Below are 15744 nucleotides of genomic sequence, written 5' to 3'. Positions count from 1 at the left end.
GCGCGCCCCGACATGGATCGGTTCCCTGACCGTCGGGGGCGGGGGGCGTTCGGAACAAGCACGCCGCCGCGCGGGTTCTGCCGCCAGACCCTGCAAACGACGACGGAGCCACCGACATGGACGACCCCCACATTCCCGCCCAGTCCCAGGACAGCATGCCGGCCCATGAACACAAGATGGACCCGGCCCCCGATTACGAGCCGCGCCATCCCGGCTCGGGCAAGCTGAAGGGCAAGGTGGCCCTCGTCACCGGCGGCGACAGCGGCATCGGCCGGGCCGTGTCGGTCCTGTTCGCCCGCGAGGGGGCGAAGGTCGCCATCGCCTATCTGGAGGAGTCGAAGGACGCCGAGGAGACCAAGCGCCTGGTCGAGGCGGAGGGCGGCGAATGCCTGCTGATCGAGGGCGACCTCGGCGGCAAGGCGCATTGCGAGCAGACGGTGAAACAGGTGGTCGACACGTTCGGGCAGTTGGACGTGCTGATCAACAACGGCGCCCAGCAATGGATCGACGAGGACTTCGCCGAGCTGGACGAGGAAAAGATCGAGCGGATGATCGCGTCGAACATCAAGGCCTACATGTTCACGACGCAGGCCGCGCTGCCGCACCTGAAGGAGGGGGCGGCCATCGTGAACACGTCGTCGGTGAACGCCTTCGCCGGGATGGGGTCGCTGATTACCTACTCCATGACCCGTGGCGCGTCGCTGGCGCTGACCCGGTCGCTTGCGTCGAACCTGGCGGACAGGGGCATCCGGGTGAATGCCGTGGCGCCGGGGCCGATCTGGACACCGTTCATCCCCGGCACGATGCCCGCCGAGAAGGTCGAGGATTTCGGATCCGGCACGCCCATGGGTCGCGCGGGCCAGCCGTGGGAGGTGGCGACCGCCTTTCTGTTCCTCGCCTCGTCGGACGGCAACTACTACACCGGCCAGACGCTGCACCCGAATGGCGGCATGGTGGTCGGCGCCTGAACGGGCGCTAAGTCGCCGGGCAAAGATGAGGGCGCCCCGTCGGGCGCCTTCGTCGCGTGAAGCGGGCCATTCCCATCCCGCAGGAGACCTTTCGCTTGACCGACCGTTCCTGGCCCGCCGCCCCCGTCATCTATCAGATCTATCCCCGCTCCTTCCGGGACAGCACCGGCACCGGCACCGGCGACCTGAACGGAATCATCCAGAAGCTGGACCATCCGGCCAGGCTGAACGCCGACGCGGTCTGGCTTTCGCCGTTCTATCCGTCGCCGATGAAGGATGGCGGCTACGATATCGCCGATCATACGGAGGTGCATCCGGCGCTCGGCACGCTGGACGATTTCGACCGGCTGGTCGCGCGGACGCACGAGCTGGGGATGAAGCTGATCATCGATCAGGTGTTCAACCACACCTCGACCGAATGTCCGTGGTTCCAGCGGGCGATCCAGGGCGATCCGGATTACGACGATTTCTACGTCTGGCACGATCCGAAGCCGGACGGGACGGCGCCCAACAACTGGCTTTCGCAGTTCGGGCCGCCCGCCTGGACGTGGAACCACAAGCGCGAGCAATACTACTACCACAACTTCACCGCCGATCAGCCGAGCCTGAACCTTCGCTGCCCCGGTGTGCAGGCGGAGATGCAGAAGATCATGCGGTTCTGGCGCGATCGCGGCGTCGACGGGTTCCGGATCGACGCGATCACCTCGTTCCTCTTCGACACGTCGATGAAGGACAACCCGCCCGCCTCGCCCGAGGTGCGCGCGAAGGTCGCGGGCGAGAGCTTCGTGCCCTATACCTATCAGGACCATGCTCACGACATCCTGCCCGGCGACGGCCTCGCCTATGTCGAGAAAGTCCGCGACTGGGCCGGGGACGACGCGTTCCTGCTGGGCGAGGTCACGTCGGGCAACCAATCCGTCGAACTCGCCTGCGGCCTGACGGAGCCGGGGCGCCTCGACGCGGCCTACACCACGGATTTTCCGGCCGGGAAGGGAAGCGCCGCCGCCTATGCCGACATCCTGTCGCGGGCGACGCGCCCGGCGCGGCTGGGTTGGTGGTTGTCGTCGCACGATCAGCCGCGCCATGCGGCCAAGGCGGGCGACGGGTCGGACCGCGACGTCCGGTTCCTCGCCTTCGTGCTGGCGACCGCGCCGGGCCCGGTGATCGTGTATCAGGGGGAGGAATTGGGCCTGTCGCAGCCGGACCTGCCGAAATGGGCCGTGACCGATCCACTCGACCTGCTCTACTGGCCCGACGGCCCCGGACGTGAAGGTGCGCGCGTGCCATTGCCCTGGGCCGAAGGCGACGACCGCGGCTTCTCCATCGCGCAGCCTTGGCTGCCGATGGACTGGCCGGCGGGGGTCTCGGTCGCGGTGCAGCAATACGGCGCGGACAGCAACCTGTCCTTCTATCGCGCCGCCTTCGGGTTCCGGCGCGAGATGTTGGGATCCGTGACGTTGAACGACTGGACCCGTACGGACGAGGTGATCGAGCTAACCTATGGCAGGGCCCGCGTGATCCTGAATTTCGGCCAGTCCGAGATCGAAGTGCCCGGCCGGGCCGATTTCGCCTCGGGCCCGATGGGCGAGATGACGATGCCGGGACGCACCGGCGCAATCTGGCTCGCCTAGATCCGCCGCCACCAACGCCAGACGCCCCAGAGGTTCACGCCCAGCAGGACGACGTTCTGCGCCAGCAGATCGGCCTTGCCGTCCGCGACGGACGCACCGATCCACAGGAGCGCGGCGACCGTGAAGAGCACGAACCCCCAGGCGACGAGACGCGCGGGCTCGCCCCAGGCCACCATCAGGGCCGCCGCGATCGTGCAGAGCGCGGCCGCCCAGCGAACCAGGTCCAGCGGGTCCAAGCCTCAGCGCCGGTATTCGGCCGGACGCTCATAGGCCGGCAACGGAGGACGGCCGCGTCGCGCCAGACGGTTGCGCTCATCGTCACCGCCGGAGGTTCGCGTCGAACGGCCCAGCAGGATGCCCACCGCCAGCAGTGCCGCCGCACCCCCAAAGACGAGCGACTTTCGGGCGGTGTCGCCGTCGACGATGATTCCGTGCGCATTCGCCCTGTCGTCATAGGATCCGTGCGCCCTGGTCGGATAGTCCTCGACCGGGCCGTCCAGGTTGTCGGGGCCATCCCCGGCGGGACGATCGGATTTCTGTGCCTCGACGCCCGATTTCTCCAACTGGTGCTCGACCAGATCGGGGAGGAGCATGTTGCCGAAGACCAGCTGCAGGACGGACCGTCCGACCAGCACTTCGCGCGCGTCGGTGTCGATGGCCTGCATCACGCCTTTGGCCGCGACCTCGGGCTGGAAGATCGGCGGGGCGGGCTGCGGCTTGGCATCCATCCGGTTGCGCGCCCAGTCGAATTGCGGCGTGTTGACCGCCGGCAGCTGCACCATCGACAGGGTGATCGGGCGCCCGTCGCGCGCGATTTCGATCCGCAGAGCCTGGGTAAAGCCCTCCACGGCGTGCTTGGCACCGCAATAGGCCGCTTGGTTTGGCACCGAAGTATAGGCCAGGCCCGAGCCGACATTGACGATATTGCCCCGAACCATCACCCGCAGGGCGGTCCGGCAGCCGTTCACCGTCCCATGATAGGTGGTATCCGTGATTCGGCGGAACTCGGCCTCGTCGACCTTCTCGAACGGAGAGAAGCTCGTCAGCATCGCCGAGTTCACCCAGATCTCGGGCACGCCAAAATCGGCGACGATGGCATCCGCCGCGCGGTCGAACGCGGTGCCGTCGCCCACATCCACCGATCGCGTCCAGACCCGGTCGCCGAACTCGCCCTGCAGCGCGTCCAGCCGAGATTGCCCGCGGGCCACGACCGCGACGCGGTATCCACGGTCCAGGAGCGCGTCGACGGTGGCACGTCCGACGCCGGCGGTGCCGCCGGCGACGACGGCGACGGGCTGATGGGTACGGGGCATGGATATCTCCTCTGGCAGGTCGTCCAAGAACGCCCCGACCGGGTGCCAGTTCCGCCCTGCGACAACACGCACCCGGGCCGGAACGCGCATGCCTTCGCACACGTTGAAGGGCATGACCCAACCCATGACAGGAGTGACGCCATGAATGGCTTGAAGGATCTCTATCTCGATCAGCTGCAGGACATCTACTCGGCCTGCAAGCAGTCCCGCGACATCACCATCGAACTGGAGAAGGCGGCGACCGACGCCGAATTGAAGGAGGCCCTTCATGCGGGGCACAAGGGCATCTCGGACGGCATGGACATGCTGCGCGGCCTGATCGAGGGCCATGGCAAGGACCCGGGCGGCGAGCATTGCAAGGGAATGGAAGGCCTCGTCGCCGAGGCCCGCGCCCATGCGCTGGAGGAGGATTTCGGCGACGACGCGACGCGCGACGCGATGATCGTCACCCAGTACCAGCGGATGGCCCACTACGCGATCGCGGGCTACGGTTGCGTGAAGGCCTTCGCGAAACGTCTCGAACTGCCCGACGAGGCCCAGAAGATCGACACGCATCTGAGCCACACCTATGACGGCGACGAACGGATGACCGAGATCGCGACCTCGGGCATCAACGGCGACGCCCGGGCGGCCTGACGGCGCGCGATATCCGCTTCGAACGGGGGGCGCGTCGCGGACGTGCCCCTTTTTGGTATGGGTTTCATTGCCGGTGCGGGCGGCGGTCGGTCAGGGGACGCGCCTTCGCGGTCATTTGCGGGGGTGTCGGGGCCGAGGGTGTCGGATGTGGAGGCGAAGCCGTCGCGCACCGATACCCGTCGAAGATACGCTTAATTCCTGCAGGCCATGATCCCTGGACTGATCGAGCTATGACGCGACGACCATCGAGTCCGATGTTTCGTAAAGTCCAGCGTTCTTTGTCCGATAAATGCAGTTACACTAAGAACGATTTCCGGAATATCCGATATGAAAGCAGCTTCCGATTTGACCGCGGACATTGAGCGACCGATACTTTACTTCGCGCCTGACACCTGTTCGCTGGCATCCCTCATCGCGTGCTACGATGCCGGGATGGAGCCGACGGTGAAAGAGGTTTCCTTTGCGCGCGACGAGCAACTGGGGAAGGCCTACCGCGCAATCAACCCTTCCGCCAAGGTGCCTGCAATCGTGTTCGGCAAGGATATCGTGGTAGAAACGCCTGCGATCCTGATGCTGATTGCGCAGCTTGCGCCGACCGCTGAACTCGTTCCCGTCGCACCTGTGGCGCAGGCGAAAGTTCAAGCGTTCAACAGCTACCTCTGCTCTACGCTTCACGTCGCCCACGCGCATCGAATGCGGGGGTATCGCTGGCTGGATGGCGAGGAACATGAAGAAGCGATGCGACAGAAAGTGCCCGAGGCCGTTGACGTCTGCTACGCCCATATTGAGCACCACCTGATGCAGGGCCCATTTGTATTCGGCGAGAGCTATACGATTGCCGACCCCTATCTCTTCACGATTTCTCGGTGGATGGAGTCCGACGGGTGCGGCCCGGACGATTTCCCGAAGGTGGCCGCCCATCGGAGGCTTATGGGCGAACGGACGTCCGTGGCGCAGGCTCTGGCGATCGAGGCGAAGATGATGGCGGACAACGTTTGATGCTGTCTCACGTTCATATTGGAACCCGCAATCTTTCGAGGGCCATCGCGTTTATGACGCGGTCCTCGCCCCTCTGGGGCTGAGACGCAAATTTGCGGATGACGGGCGTGGTTGGGCGGGCTGGATCGGCCAGCATGATCGTCCACTCTTCCTTGTCGGGACACCCCATAACGAACAGCCCCACAACGCTGGCAACGGTCAGATGACTGCGCTTCTCGCGTCAACACGCAAGGCTGTCGATCTTTGCCATGGAGCGGCGGTCGGGGCCGGAGGCAGGTGCGATGGGCCGCCAGGGCTTAGGCCAGAGTATCATGCGACATACTTCGGCGCCTATTTTCGCGATATGGATGACAACGAGGTCTGCGTCTGCTGCGACGGAGACGAGTAGGTCGGGCCGACCGGCCGCGTTTCGAAGAACTGTCCGACGAACGGTTGTGGGCTTCCAGCGGTTGCGACTCCGAGACTTGAATTCGACCGGTCGTCGGAGAGAGATTGACGCGCCCGCTCGCGGTTGCCATCGCCATTCCCAATGAAAGCCGTGCAGCGCCCGCATTTGCGAACTCCGCCAGCTTGACGTTTTCGACTGTGCTGATCCCGACATTCACCGGGATGGATACGCTGCGACAGACCGTCGTGACGGTCGCGATATCCTTCAGATAGGGGACATCGACGCAATCCGCGCCAGCCGCTTCGAACGCCTGAATGCGCCTGACCGCCTCGTCCAGATCATAGGAGCCGTACATGAAGCCATCTGCACGCGCGACGAGGACGAAGTCCTTGGACAGCGCACTTGCAGTCGCATTGGCCGCACGGACGCGCTCGACCGAGAGGTCGAACGGGTAGGGCTGTGCATCGACAGGCACGACGTCTTCGATCGAGATCCCCGCGAGCCCGACGTCCGCTGACAGTTTGACGGTTTCCTCCACGATATCCGGGGCACCGCCGAACCCGTTTTTCAAAGTCACCCGATACTGGAAGCGATGTTGCCGACACAATCGCCTCGGCGTGGGCAAGTGCTTCGTCCCGTGTGATCGTATGAAGGTCGGACCGCCCCAGTGTGAACGCATGCGCGCCAGAAGACGTGGCGAGGGCCCTTGCACCCATACCGGCGAACAAACGAACCGTTCCGATGTCTCATGCATTTGCCAGAATGAAGGGGTTTCCGCGCGCATGAAGGTCTCGGAAGGATGTCGGCAGGAGGCATGTCCTTGACTTGATTGGCGTGTCGCCAACGATCGATAACACGCCCATGCTGGCATGTATGTGTCAGCAATCTTCGAAAGACTGTCACGTTGGGTATCTGTTAGAGGCAAAAGGCCATGGGTCGTTCGGTTCGGATGTTCGAGATAATCCAGTTGCTTCGTATTCCTGAAAAACCATGCACGGCGCAGGACATCGCAAGGGACCTAAACGCGAACGCGCAGTCCGCGGCGACGCCCAGGGACTGGCCGACGCCCCACCCTTGAGTCGTAACCTGTCTGCTGCAGGTTGGGGGGCAGAAGAACCTAATGCCATCGACCTGTTCGATGTTCGTAAGGCCATTCACGACGAGCAGAAATTAAGAATAACCTATGAAAGAGCGGACAAGACGCAGGGCGAACGCACGATCCTACCCATCGCCATGGCCTACCACTCGGATGCCATCGTCCTCGCGGGATGGTGCGAATTACGAAGCGTCTTTCGACATTTCAGGCCGTATCGCGTTTCATTATGTCGCATGTCGCCTAGAATATTTCTGGGCCACGGACACGCGCGCGTCTCTTCTTAGACCACAAAAAAGGGGCGCGGACCCGTTGATCCACGCCCCGTTTGTCCTGGATCAGGCCGCGTTCAGCGGACGCTGCCGCCCAGATCCTTCTTCTCCGCCTCGGATTTGGCGGCGTCGGCAACGCGGGTGGCGGCGGATTTCGCGGCCCCCTCGGCCTGATCGACGGCCTCCTTACCCGACGGCGCGCCAGACTTGACCTGCTCGATGGCGTCGGAGGCCACGGCCTTGGCCTCATCGGCGGCGGCGCGGGCCACGGACTGAAGCTTGGACGATTCCTCGCGATAGATCCGCTCGGCCTCGGACATGGCACGGTCGCGATAGACACCCAGGTACTCGTCCTCCCGGCGTGTGCGCGGCAGGGCGGCGCCGATCAGCGCACCCACGCCAAAGGCGATCAGGCCGCCTACCAGCGGCTGGCTGCCATAGGCCTCGCGGCCATAGCTCGCGTATTGACGGGCGTGATCCTCGACCCGGCGCTGCGCCTCATAGGCACGTTGGCGGGCGGCAATCACACGGTCACGTGCGGCGTCGGTCATATTTTCTGTTCCTTCCTTCAATCGATCGAGCATGGACTTGTCCGAACCGGACGACCCGTCGCTGTCCGAACCCAGCGATGCGGCCGTGCCGGCCACGCGGGCGCGGGCTGAGGCCAGTCCATCGCGGGCCGATTGCGCGGCGCCACGGACGCGGTCCTGCACGCGGTCGCGAAGACCGGGCTCCTCCCAGTCGCCTTCGGCCCGTGCCAGGCGGTCATCGAAGCCGGTCATCGGATCCCTGTCCGGGTTGAAGCCGGGCGCGCTCGCATAGACCCGGTCGTCATAGGCGACGCGCGGAGGGTCGCGGTCTTCGGGCCGGCCGTAATGGTCGCGGAACGCATCTATGCCATGCGTGGCCGACCACCGGTCATAGGTCTGCCCTGTCTTGCGGCCCGGCCCGGCGATGAGCCAGGCGAGACCGACCCCGGTTACCACCAGCGCCAGCGGGTTCTGCTTGACCTGCCGGGTCGCGTTGTCGGCGATGGCACCGCCATGGTCGCGAAAGAGGCCGGTCGCCGTATTCACCAGCGCCTCGGGCGAGAACTTGGCCTGCAACTCCTCCAGCGAGCGGGCAAGCTCGCCGCGTTCGGCCTCGATCTCGCGTTCGATCTGATCGGGTGTCTTGTCGGTCATCAGATCGACTCCTTCACGACGGTCGCATCCCGCTGCACATTCTTGGCCGTGCGGCTGGGGGCCAGGCTGGAAAGCTTGAGGTCCTTCGTGCCCTTGGAGACCATCGCGAACGCGATGATGGCAAGCGCGCCACCGACGATCAGCGCCGCCCACCCGGCATCGAGGCCGAGCTCGGCGATGGCGGCCACCAAGGCCGCGGCCAGCACGTTCAGCGCCACCAGGGCGACGATCAGCGCGCCGGCAAGCAGACCGATGGCGACGCCGGCACGGCTGACGTTTTCGGACACCTCGGCACGGGCCAGGTCGACTTCCTTGCGGACCAGGTTCGAGACGTGGGACAGAACCTCGCCGATCAGACCGGTCGTGCCCTTGTTATGGGTTTCTTCGTTCATGGCGGTTACCTTCCGATCGGGCGGTCATGGGGGGTGTGCGCGACGCCGGGCGTCGGCGCATCGAAACGCCGATCGTCATAGGTGCGGCTGTCGTAGCCCCGGTCGGCATAGGTCGAGGCGGCAGGACCGTGGTCGCGCTCGGATGCCTTCATCAGCCGCGCCGCGGCGAAGCCCAGAAGTGCCGCACCGCCGAGGAACATCGCGGGGTTGCGGCGCGCGAATGCCGTGATGTCGTCGCTGAGCGAGCCGAAATCCTTGTCGCGGATGACGTCGGCGGCATAGGTCAGGTTCGAGGCGAGGTAATCCGCCGCCTGGGCCTGATAGCTGTCCTCGCCGAACTCGTTGCCGGCATTGCGGATCTGGTCCGCCGTCCGTTCGATGTTCGACGTGGCGTAGTCCTTGGCCTCCTCGACCTTGGAATCCGCCACCGACTTGGCCTGACCCGCCAGCTTGGAGGCTTCGGTTTTGGCCTTGTCCTTCAGTTCGCTGGCACGACCCTCGGCCGCGACCTTGGTTTCCTTGGCCATCTCGCCGGCCGATTTGTCGTCGGACCCGGCGCCCTGCGACGGCGTCGTGGCGGTCGTCGCCGACGACGGCGTGCTGCCGGCGCCGGTCGAGGCGCGCGCGGCGGGCGACGTGGTCGAGGCTTCGGTCACGGTCTTGAAGGAATTGGGTTCGGGGGTTGTCTTCTTGTCGGCCATGATAGGCTCCTTCGGGTTGTTCGGTTCAGGCGATCAGACTGATGACGGCCAAGGCGACGACGACGACGCCGATGATGTAAAAAATGCTGTTCATTCCGACCTCTCCGGGTTCTGGCGGCGCATGCGGTGCCGTCCGGTGTTACAGGTGCCCAACGCGGCCCCGGGCGTTCTGTTCCGCCGCCTGACGCGGCGGGTTCGGCCGTATCCACGGGAGAAAAGGCGCGCGCATGCACATGCCCCGGGGGCAACCCCTCCGGGGTGCGGGGGTTCCGGACGCTTCCGGCTCCGTGGGCGGGGCGGCGGGGCCGCCGGTCAGTCGCGGTCGGGGTTCCGACGTGCCGGTTTCGCGGGCTTCGACGGCTTGTCCGCGGCGCGCTGGCGGTTCTTCTTGCTCGACGGCTTTCCGGCCGGCGGCTTCGGCCCGCGGGGCTTGGGGGCGGCGGGCTTGCGCCAGGGCTTCGTGGCCCCGTCCCGCGCCTCGGCCTTGTCCGTCTTCGGCCGGGGCTTGGCGCCGGGTTTGTGTTTGGCAAGTCCCGGCCCCGAGGCGGGCGGGCCATCGGCGCGTCGCACGGCCGTATTCCCGCCCAGCGACATGTCCGGTCCCAGCGCCTTGATGAAACGGGGCTCGGCCGTGGCACGGATCTCCACCAGGGTTTCGTCGGCCTGGATGCGGATCGCGCCGATCTCCTCACGCGTCAGGCCCGCGGCCTTGCACAGCATCGGCAGCACGCGGCGCGGTTCGACATCGCGGTCACGACCACCTTGCAGCGCGAACCAGACGCTGGGTCCGAAGGCGGCCCGTGGGGCGGGTTTCGCATCCGGCTCGGACAGGTCCTCGGGGGCGGAATGGCGGTCGCCATGGAGGCGCAGATAGGCATCGGCGATCTGCTCGGGGGTAAAGCGCGCCAGCAGGGCATCCACCGTCTCGCGCCGCGTGTCCGGCACGGGCTCGGCCCAGGCGGGGTCGTCCAGCATGCGCTGCCGGTCGCGTTCGATCACCGCGTCGGCGCCGGGCGCCGGGTTCCATTCGGCGCGCAGCTTGGCCCAGCCCAGCAGGCGGTGGGCCTTCTTCATCGCCGAGGGCGGCACGATCAATGCGCTGATCCCCTTGCGCCCGGCCCGGCCCGTCCGTCCCGACCGGTGCAGCAGCGTCTCATGGCTGCCGGGCAGTTCGGCATGAACCACCAGGTCCAGGTTCGGCAGGTCGATCCCGCGCGCGGCCACGTCGGTCGCCACGCAGACCCGCGCGCGCCCGTCGCGCATCGCCTGCAGCGCGTGCGTACGCTCCGCCTGCGACAGTTCGCCCGACAGGGCCACGACCGAAAATCCCCGGTTCGACAGCCGCGTCGTCAGGCGGTTCACCATCGCACGGGTATTGCAGAAGACGATGGCGTTCGGCGCCTCGTGAAAGCGCAGGACGTTGATGATGGCATTCTCGGCGTCCCGCGCCGAGACCGTCAGCGCATGATAGGCGATGTCGGCATGCTGGCTGGCGCCCGTCGTGGTGGCCACTCGTTCGGCATTCGTCTGATAGCTTTCGGCTAGCCGGGCGATCGCCGCCGGGACCGTGGCCGAGAAGAGCAGGGTCTGCCGCGCGGTCGGGGCCTCGCCCAGAATGAACTCCAGATCCTCGCGGAAGCCGAGGTCCAGCATCTCGTCGGCCTCGTCCAGGACGATGGCGCGGATCGCCGTCAGGTCGACGGATCCGCGGGTGATGTGATCGCGCAGCCGTCCGGGCGTCGCCACGACGACATGCGCACCGCGATCCAGCGCGCGGCGTTCGTCGCGCATGTCCATCCCGCCCACGCAGGAGGCGACCGTCGCCCCGGCCCCGTCATAGAGCCATGTCAGCTCCCGGCGGACCTGCATCGCCAATTCCCGCGTCGGCGCGATGACCAGGGCCAGCGGGGCGCCGGCCGGGCCGAACGTCTCCGCCTCGCCCAGCAGGGTCGGCGCGATGGCCAGGCCGAAGCCCAGCGTCTTGCCCGACCCGGTCTGCGCCGAGACCAGGAGGTCGCGCCCAGCCAGTTCGGGGGCGAGCACGGCCTGCTGCACCGGGGTCAACGTGTCGTATCCGCGCGCGTCGAGCGCCTCTGCCAGAGCCTTCTTCACCGCGTCATCATCCTGTCGATAGGGCAAGGGCCGCCCGCTACAGCCTTCGTGTGCGTTTGTATAGGGCGGCGTTTGCATGGGCCGCGTTCGGGGCGGCTTTGCGCGGGGCGCCCGAGGCGCTAGGGTCGCGCAGGCGCAACCAGGACCGTCGATGCCCGATCAAGATCCGCTCGCCCCGCGCCGCCTTCGGTCCCTGGGCAACTACGACTGGCCGACGATGCCGCGGGACGAGGCCGTCCAGCGCGTCTGGGCGGACCTGCGCGCGGTGTTCGACCGCGCCGAGCCCGACGCCCCCCTGATCGAGCCCGAACGCCTGGGTCACCTGGGCCCCGACCGGCTGGACGAGGTGGCGCGCCCGCCCGCCTGCCAGCCGATCCTCGACGACATGACGCACAGCTACGCCGAATGGCTGGCCCGGCCGTCGCAGGCGGCGCGCGTGCAGGTCGCGATCATGCCGCCCGGTGGCGACCCGGATGTCGTGGAAAGCTGGGCCGCGGCACATGGGCTGGAACTGCGCCACCCGCCGGCGCGACACCTGCTGATCGAGCGGCCGGGCCCGGATGCGCCCGATCTTTCGGGATCCGGCGTGCTGGTCCTTCCACGGCTGGAGGCGTGGTTCCTGCGCGACGCGGCGGGGCTGGATACGGTCCGCGCGCTTGTCGACGCCATCGTGGCCTCCGACCGGCGGATCCTGATCGGCTGCGGCTCCTGGGCCTGGGCGTATCTGACGAAGGCGGTGGATGCGGCCCTGCTGCTGCCGTCGGCCTATACGTTCCAGGCCTTCGACGGGGCACGGCTGCAGGCCTGGCTTTGCCTTCTGTCGCGGGACGCCCGATCGGGCAGCCGTCGCTTCCGCCTGGCCGATACCGGCGCCGACGTATTCGAGGACCCCGAGGAGCGGCGGACGCGCGATTGGTTCAACCGCCTGGCCGCACGGTCGCTGGGCATCCCCTGGATCGCCTGGGCCATGTGGCGCGCCGCGCTGAGCGATCTGCGCCCCGACGAGGACGGATCCGAGGTGCCTGCCGGTCTGGGCGACGACGATACCTACTGGATCGCCCATGCTGACGACTTCGCCCTGCCGCCGTCGAACCGGCAAAGCGCGCTTCTGTCGCTGCACGCGCTGCTGATCCACGGCGCGTTGCCCGCGCCGCTGCTGCACCGGGTTCTGCCCCTTCCGGATACCGACGCCGTGATCCCCGCGCTGATCGAGACGGGGCATGTGCTGCGCGACAGCCATGTCCGCCCCGACGTCACCATGCTGCGCGTCAACCCGGTCGCCTATCCGGCCATCCGTTCGGCGCTCGGCAATGCCGGTTTTCCCAGGGACAGGCTCTGAAACATGGACCAGGACACCCCCGCCGCCCGACTGATCAACGACATCCAGGACATCAGCTTCCTGAAACTGGCGCTGATCGTCCTTGGGACCTGGCTGATCATCTTCGTGGTGCGAAAATCGTTCCCGTATATTGCCGAACGCGGGCCCAGCCGGGCGCGCCTGTATGTCCTGGGGGCGGTTCCGCTGATCCGGTTGGTGCTGCTGGTCGGGGCGGTCCTGTGGATCATCCCGATCGTCTTCAACATCACCTTCCAGAATTTTCTGGTCATCGCCGGCGCGGCAAGCGTGGCGATCGGTTTCGCGTTCAAGGACTATGTCAGCAGCCTGATCGCCGGAACCGTCGCCATCTTCGAGAAGCCTTATCGTCCCGGTGACTGGATCGAGATCGGCGGCGACTACGGCGAGGTGCAATCCGTCGGCATGCGCGCCATCCGCCTGCGGACGCCGTCGGACGATATCGTTACCGTGCCGCATATCAGGCTCTGGGATCAGAACGTCTCGAACGGCAATGACGGCACCCGGACACTGATGTGCGTGACCGATTTCTTTCTGGCACCGGACCATGATGCCGAGGCGGTGCGCGCGGCCTTGCGGAACATCGCCCTGACCAGCGCCTATCTCGACTACGACCGTCCGGTGCTCGTCATGCTGTCCGAGACCCCCTGGGGGACGCACTACAAGCTCAAGGCGTATCCGTTCGACATGCGCGACCAGTTCGCCTTCGTCAGCGATCTGACCGTGCGCGGTAAGGGCGCGATCCGCGGGGCGGGCGGACGGCAGGTCACGGCGCCTGCGGCGATGGCGGACACCTGAGCCGGCGGCGATTCTTGTGTTACGATATCTCCCAGTATGGACCATTCTGTAACATCTCGTTGCCGGAGTGTCGAATCCGCGCTATATATCGAGGTATCGCCGCCAGATCGGAGTGCGCAGATGTATGCCCAGATGATCAAATCCGAGGCCACGAAGGACGACCCCGAGAAGCTCTCCGCCTTTCAGGCCCGCATCGACGCGGGCGAGAAGATCGAGCCGAAGGATTGGATGCCCGAGGGCTATCGCAAGACCCTGATCCGCCAGATCGGCCAGCACGCCCATTCCGAGATCGTGGGCCAGCTGCCCGAGGGCAATTGGATCACCCGCGCGCCGACGCTGGAGCGTAAGGCGATCCTGCTGGCCAAGGTGCAGGATGAGGCGGGCCATGGTCTCTACCTCTATTGCGCGGCCGAGACGCTGGGCGTCACCCGCGACGAGATGACGGAAATGTTGCTGGACGGGCGGATGAAGTACTCGTCGATCTTCAACTATCCGACCCTGACCTGGGCCGACATGGGCGCGGTCGGCTGGCTGGTCGACGGGGCCGCGATCATGAACCAGGTGCCGCTGCAGCGAACCAGTTTCGGCCCCTATGCTCGCGCGATGGTCCGCATCTGCAAGGAGGAGTCGTTCCACCAGCGGCAGGGCTTCGACATCATGATGAAGATGGCGAACGGGACGGAGGCGCAGCGCCGCATGGCGCAGGATGCGCTGAACCGGTTCTGGTATCCCAGCCTGATGATGTTCGGCCCCTCCGACCGCGACAGCAAGCATTCCGAGCAGTCGATGGCCTGGAAGATCAAGATGAACACCAATGACGAACTGCGTCAGAAGTTCGTCGACCAGACCGTGCCGCAGGCCGAGTATCTGGGCCTGACCGTGCCCGACCCGGGCCTCGCCTGGAACGAGGCGAAGGGCCGCTATGACTTCACCGAGCCGGACTGGGCGGAGTTCATGGACGTGATCGCCGGCAACGGCCCGTGCAACGCCGACCGGCTGGCCCAACGCAACGCGGCGTGGGACGACGGCGCCTGGGTCCGCGAGGGGCTGATGGCCCACGCCCGGAGGCGGCAGGCGGCACCGGTGGCGGCGGAATGAACATCGCGGAGCTGAACGTCGGCTATGCCCGCTATCCGCTGGACGATCCGCGGATGGCCGGGTTCATGGACAACCTCGACCGGATCAACGCGCTGGCCGAACGATCCCCGGGCTTCGTCTGGCGGATGCAGTCCGACGGCGGCAACGCCACCGACATCGCGGTGCCGGGCGATGCCGACATGATCTCGAACCTCTCGGTGTGGACCGATGTGCCAAGCCTGGGGGGCTATGTCTTCAATACCGTCCACGCGAGGTTCTATGAAAAGCGCCCTGCCTGGTTCGGTGCGATGACGAAGCCGCATTTCGTCATGTGGCATGTCGCCGACGGGCATATCCCCACCCTGGAAGAGGCGATGGACCGGCTCGCCCATCTGCGCGCGCATGGCTCCACCGACCATGCCTTCGGCTGGGACGCGGTGGACATGACGAAGTTCCGCCCCTGCCTCACCCCCGAGGAGGCCCCGGCATGAGCAATCACGCCGCCCAGCCCTATCCAGGCACCGAGACGCCCGACGGCACCCCCCGCCGCGAATGGCCGCTGTGGGAGGTGTTCATCCGCGGCCAGCACGGGATGAGCCACCGGCATGTCGGCTCCCTCCACGCGCCGGACGCGGAAAAGGCGATGCTGAATGCGCGCGACGTTTACACCCGCCGGCACGAGGGCGTCAGCATCTGGGTCGTGCCCTCGGCCCAGATCACCGCGTCGAACCCGTCCAACAAGGGCCCTCTGTTCGAGGCGGCGGACAGCAAGCCCTATCGCCACCCGACCTTCTTCGACATCCCCAAGGACGTGGGGGCGATGTGA

Annotated in this window: 16 protein-coding genes; 9 read left to right on the top strand and 7 right to left on the bottom strand. The window is 66.4% G+C overall.

The window, feature by feature from the left end; genetic code table 11:
• Positions 1-116: 116 nt before the first annotated feature.
• Positions 117-968: an SDR family oxidoreductase gene (locus MWU52_RS12560; RefSeq protein WP_246952526.1), complete on the top strand. Its 852-nt coding sequence runs from the start codon at positions 117-119 to the stop codon at positions 966-968.
• Between the two features lie 95 nt (positions 969-1063).
• Positions 1064-2599 carry an alpha-amylase family glycosyl hydrolase gene (locus MWU52_RS12555; protein ID WP_246952524.1) on the top strand — a complete coding sequence of 512 codons (1536 nt, stop codon included), beginning with the start codon at positions 1064-1066 and terminating at the stop codon, positions 2597-2599.
• Here the strand turns inward: MWU52_RS12555 and MWU52_RS12550 are convergent.
• Complete coding sequence (locus MWU52_RS12550) at positions 2596-2835, bottom strand: hypothetical protein (RefSeq protein ID WP_246952523.1); 240 nt, start codon at positions 2833-2835, stop codon at positions 2596-2598. The two genes, MWU52_RS12555 and MWU52_RS12550, sit on opposite strands and share 4 nt — an antisense overlap.
• 3 nt (positions 2836-2838) lie before the next feature.
• Positions 2839-3912: an SDR family oxidoreductase gene (locus MWU52_RS12545; RefSeq protein WP_246952521.1), complete on the bottom strand. Its 1074-nt coding sequence runs from the start codon at positions 3910-3912 to the stop codon at positions 2839-2841.
• A 141-nt stretch (positions 3913-4053) separates the two neighbouring features.
• On the opposite strand from MWU52_RS12545, the gene MWU52_RS12540 reads away from it, so the two are divergent.
• On the top strand, positions 4054-4548 hold the full coding sequence (locus MWU52_RS12540) for a DUF892 family protein (protein ID WP_246952519.1): 495 nt from the start codon (positions 4054-4056) through the stop codon (positions 4546-4548).
• A 327-nt stretch (positions 4549-4875) separates the two neighbouring features.
• Positions 4876-5547, top strand: coding sequence for a glutathione S-transferase (locus MWU52_RS12535; protein ID WP_246952517.1), 672 nt, complete (start codon positions 4876-4878; stop codon positions 5545-5547).
• Between the two features lie 296 nt (positions 5548-5843).
• Here MWU52_RS12535 and MWU52_RS12530 read toward each other — a convergent pair whose 3' ends face one another.
• The 5 genes from MWU52_RS12530 to MWU52_RS12510 form a co-directional block, all read right to left on the bottom strand.
• Entirely contained in the window at positions 5844-6614 is a 771-nt protein-coding gene (locus MWU52_RS12530; RefSeq protein ID WP_281494124.1) for an isocitrate lyase/phosphoenolpyruvate mutase family protein, read from the bottom strand.
• 763 nt (positions 6615-7377) lie between these two features.
• The gene (locus MWU52_RS12525) at positions 7378-8484 is read right to left on the bottom strand and encodes a DUF3618 domain-containing protein (protein ID WP_246952515.1); all 1107 of its coding nucleotides are present in this window, start codon (positions 8482-8484) and stop codon (positions 7378-7380) included.
• Positions 8484-8876 carry a phage holin family protein gene (locus MWU52_RS12520; protein ID WP_246952513.1) on the bottom strand — a complete coding sequence of 131 codons (393 nt, stop codon included), beginning with the start codon at positions 8874-8876 and terminating at the stop codon, positions 8484-8486. The genes MWU52_RS12525 and MWU52_RS12520 overlap by 1 nt, the downstream gene beginning before the upstream one ends.
• A gap of 5 nt (positions 8877-8881) precedes the next feature.
• Positions 8882-9577 carry a hypothetical protein gene (locus MWU52_RS12515; RefSeq protein ID WP_246952511.1) on the bottom strand — a complete coding sequence of 232 codons (696 nt, stop codon included), beginning with the start codon at positions 9575-9577 and terminating at the stop codon, positions 8882-8884.
• 312 nt (positions 9578-9889) lie between these two features.
• A complete protein-coding gene (locus MWU52_RS12510; protein WP_246952509.1) occupies positions 9890-11689 on the bottom strand; it encodes a DEAD/DEAH box helicase in 1800 nt (599 codons plus the stop codon).
• Positions 11690-11840: 151 nt separating this feature from the next.
• Between MWU52_RS12510 and MWU52_RS12505 the strand changes: the two genes are divergently transcribed.
• The 5 genes from MWU52_RS12505 (at position 11841) to paaB (ending at position 15744) form a co-directional block, all read left to right on the top strand.
• Positions 11841-13028, top strand: a complete 1188-nt coding sequence (locus MWU52_RS12505) for a hypothetical protein (protein ID WP_246952508.1) — start codon at positions 11841-11843, stop codon at positions 13026-13028.
• Positions 13029-13031: 3 nt separating this feature from the next.
• Positions 13032-13841 (top strand): mechanosensitive ion channel domain-containing protein, encoded by an 810-nt coding sequence (locus MWU52_RS12500; RefSeq protein ID WP_246952507.1) that lies wholly within the window; start codon positions 13032-13034, stop codon positions 13839-13841.
• A 120-nt stretch (positions 13842-13961) separates the two neighbouring features.
• On the top strand, positions 13962-14939 hold the full coding sequence (paaA, locus tag MWU52_RS12495) for a 1,2-phenylacetyl-CoA epoxidase subunit PaaA (RefSeq protein ID WP_246952504.1): 978 nt from the start codon (positions 13962-13964) through the stop codon (positions 14937-14939).
• Complete coding sequence (locus MWU52_RS12490; RefSeq protein WP_246952503.1) at positions 14936-15409, top strand: DUF3291 domain-containing protein; 474 nt, start codon at positions 14936-14938, stop codon at positions 15407-15409. Before paaA ends, MWU52_RS12490 begins: the two co-directional genes overlap by 4 nt.
• Entirely contained in the window at positions 15406-15744 is a 339-nt protein-coding gene (gene paaB / locus MWU52_RS12485; RefSeq protein WP_281493956.1) for a 1,2-phenylacetyl-CoA epoxidase subunit PaaB, read from the top strand. Before MWU52_RS12490 ends, paaB begins: the two co-directional genes overlap by 4 nt.

This window comes from Jannaschia sp. S6380, assembly GCF_023015695.1.
Taxonomy (GTDB): domain Bacteria; phylum Pseudomonadota; class Alphaproteobacteria; order Rhodobacterales; family Rhodobacteraceae; genus Jannaschia.
This window is presented reverse-complemented; position numbering and strand designations above follow the sequence as displayed.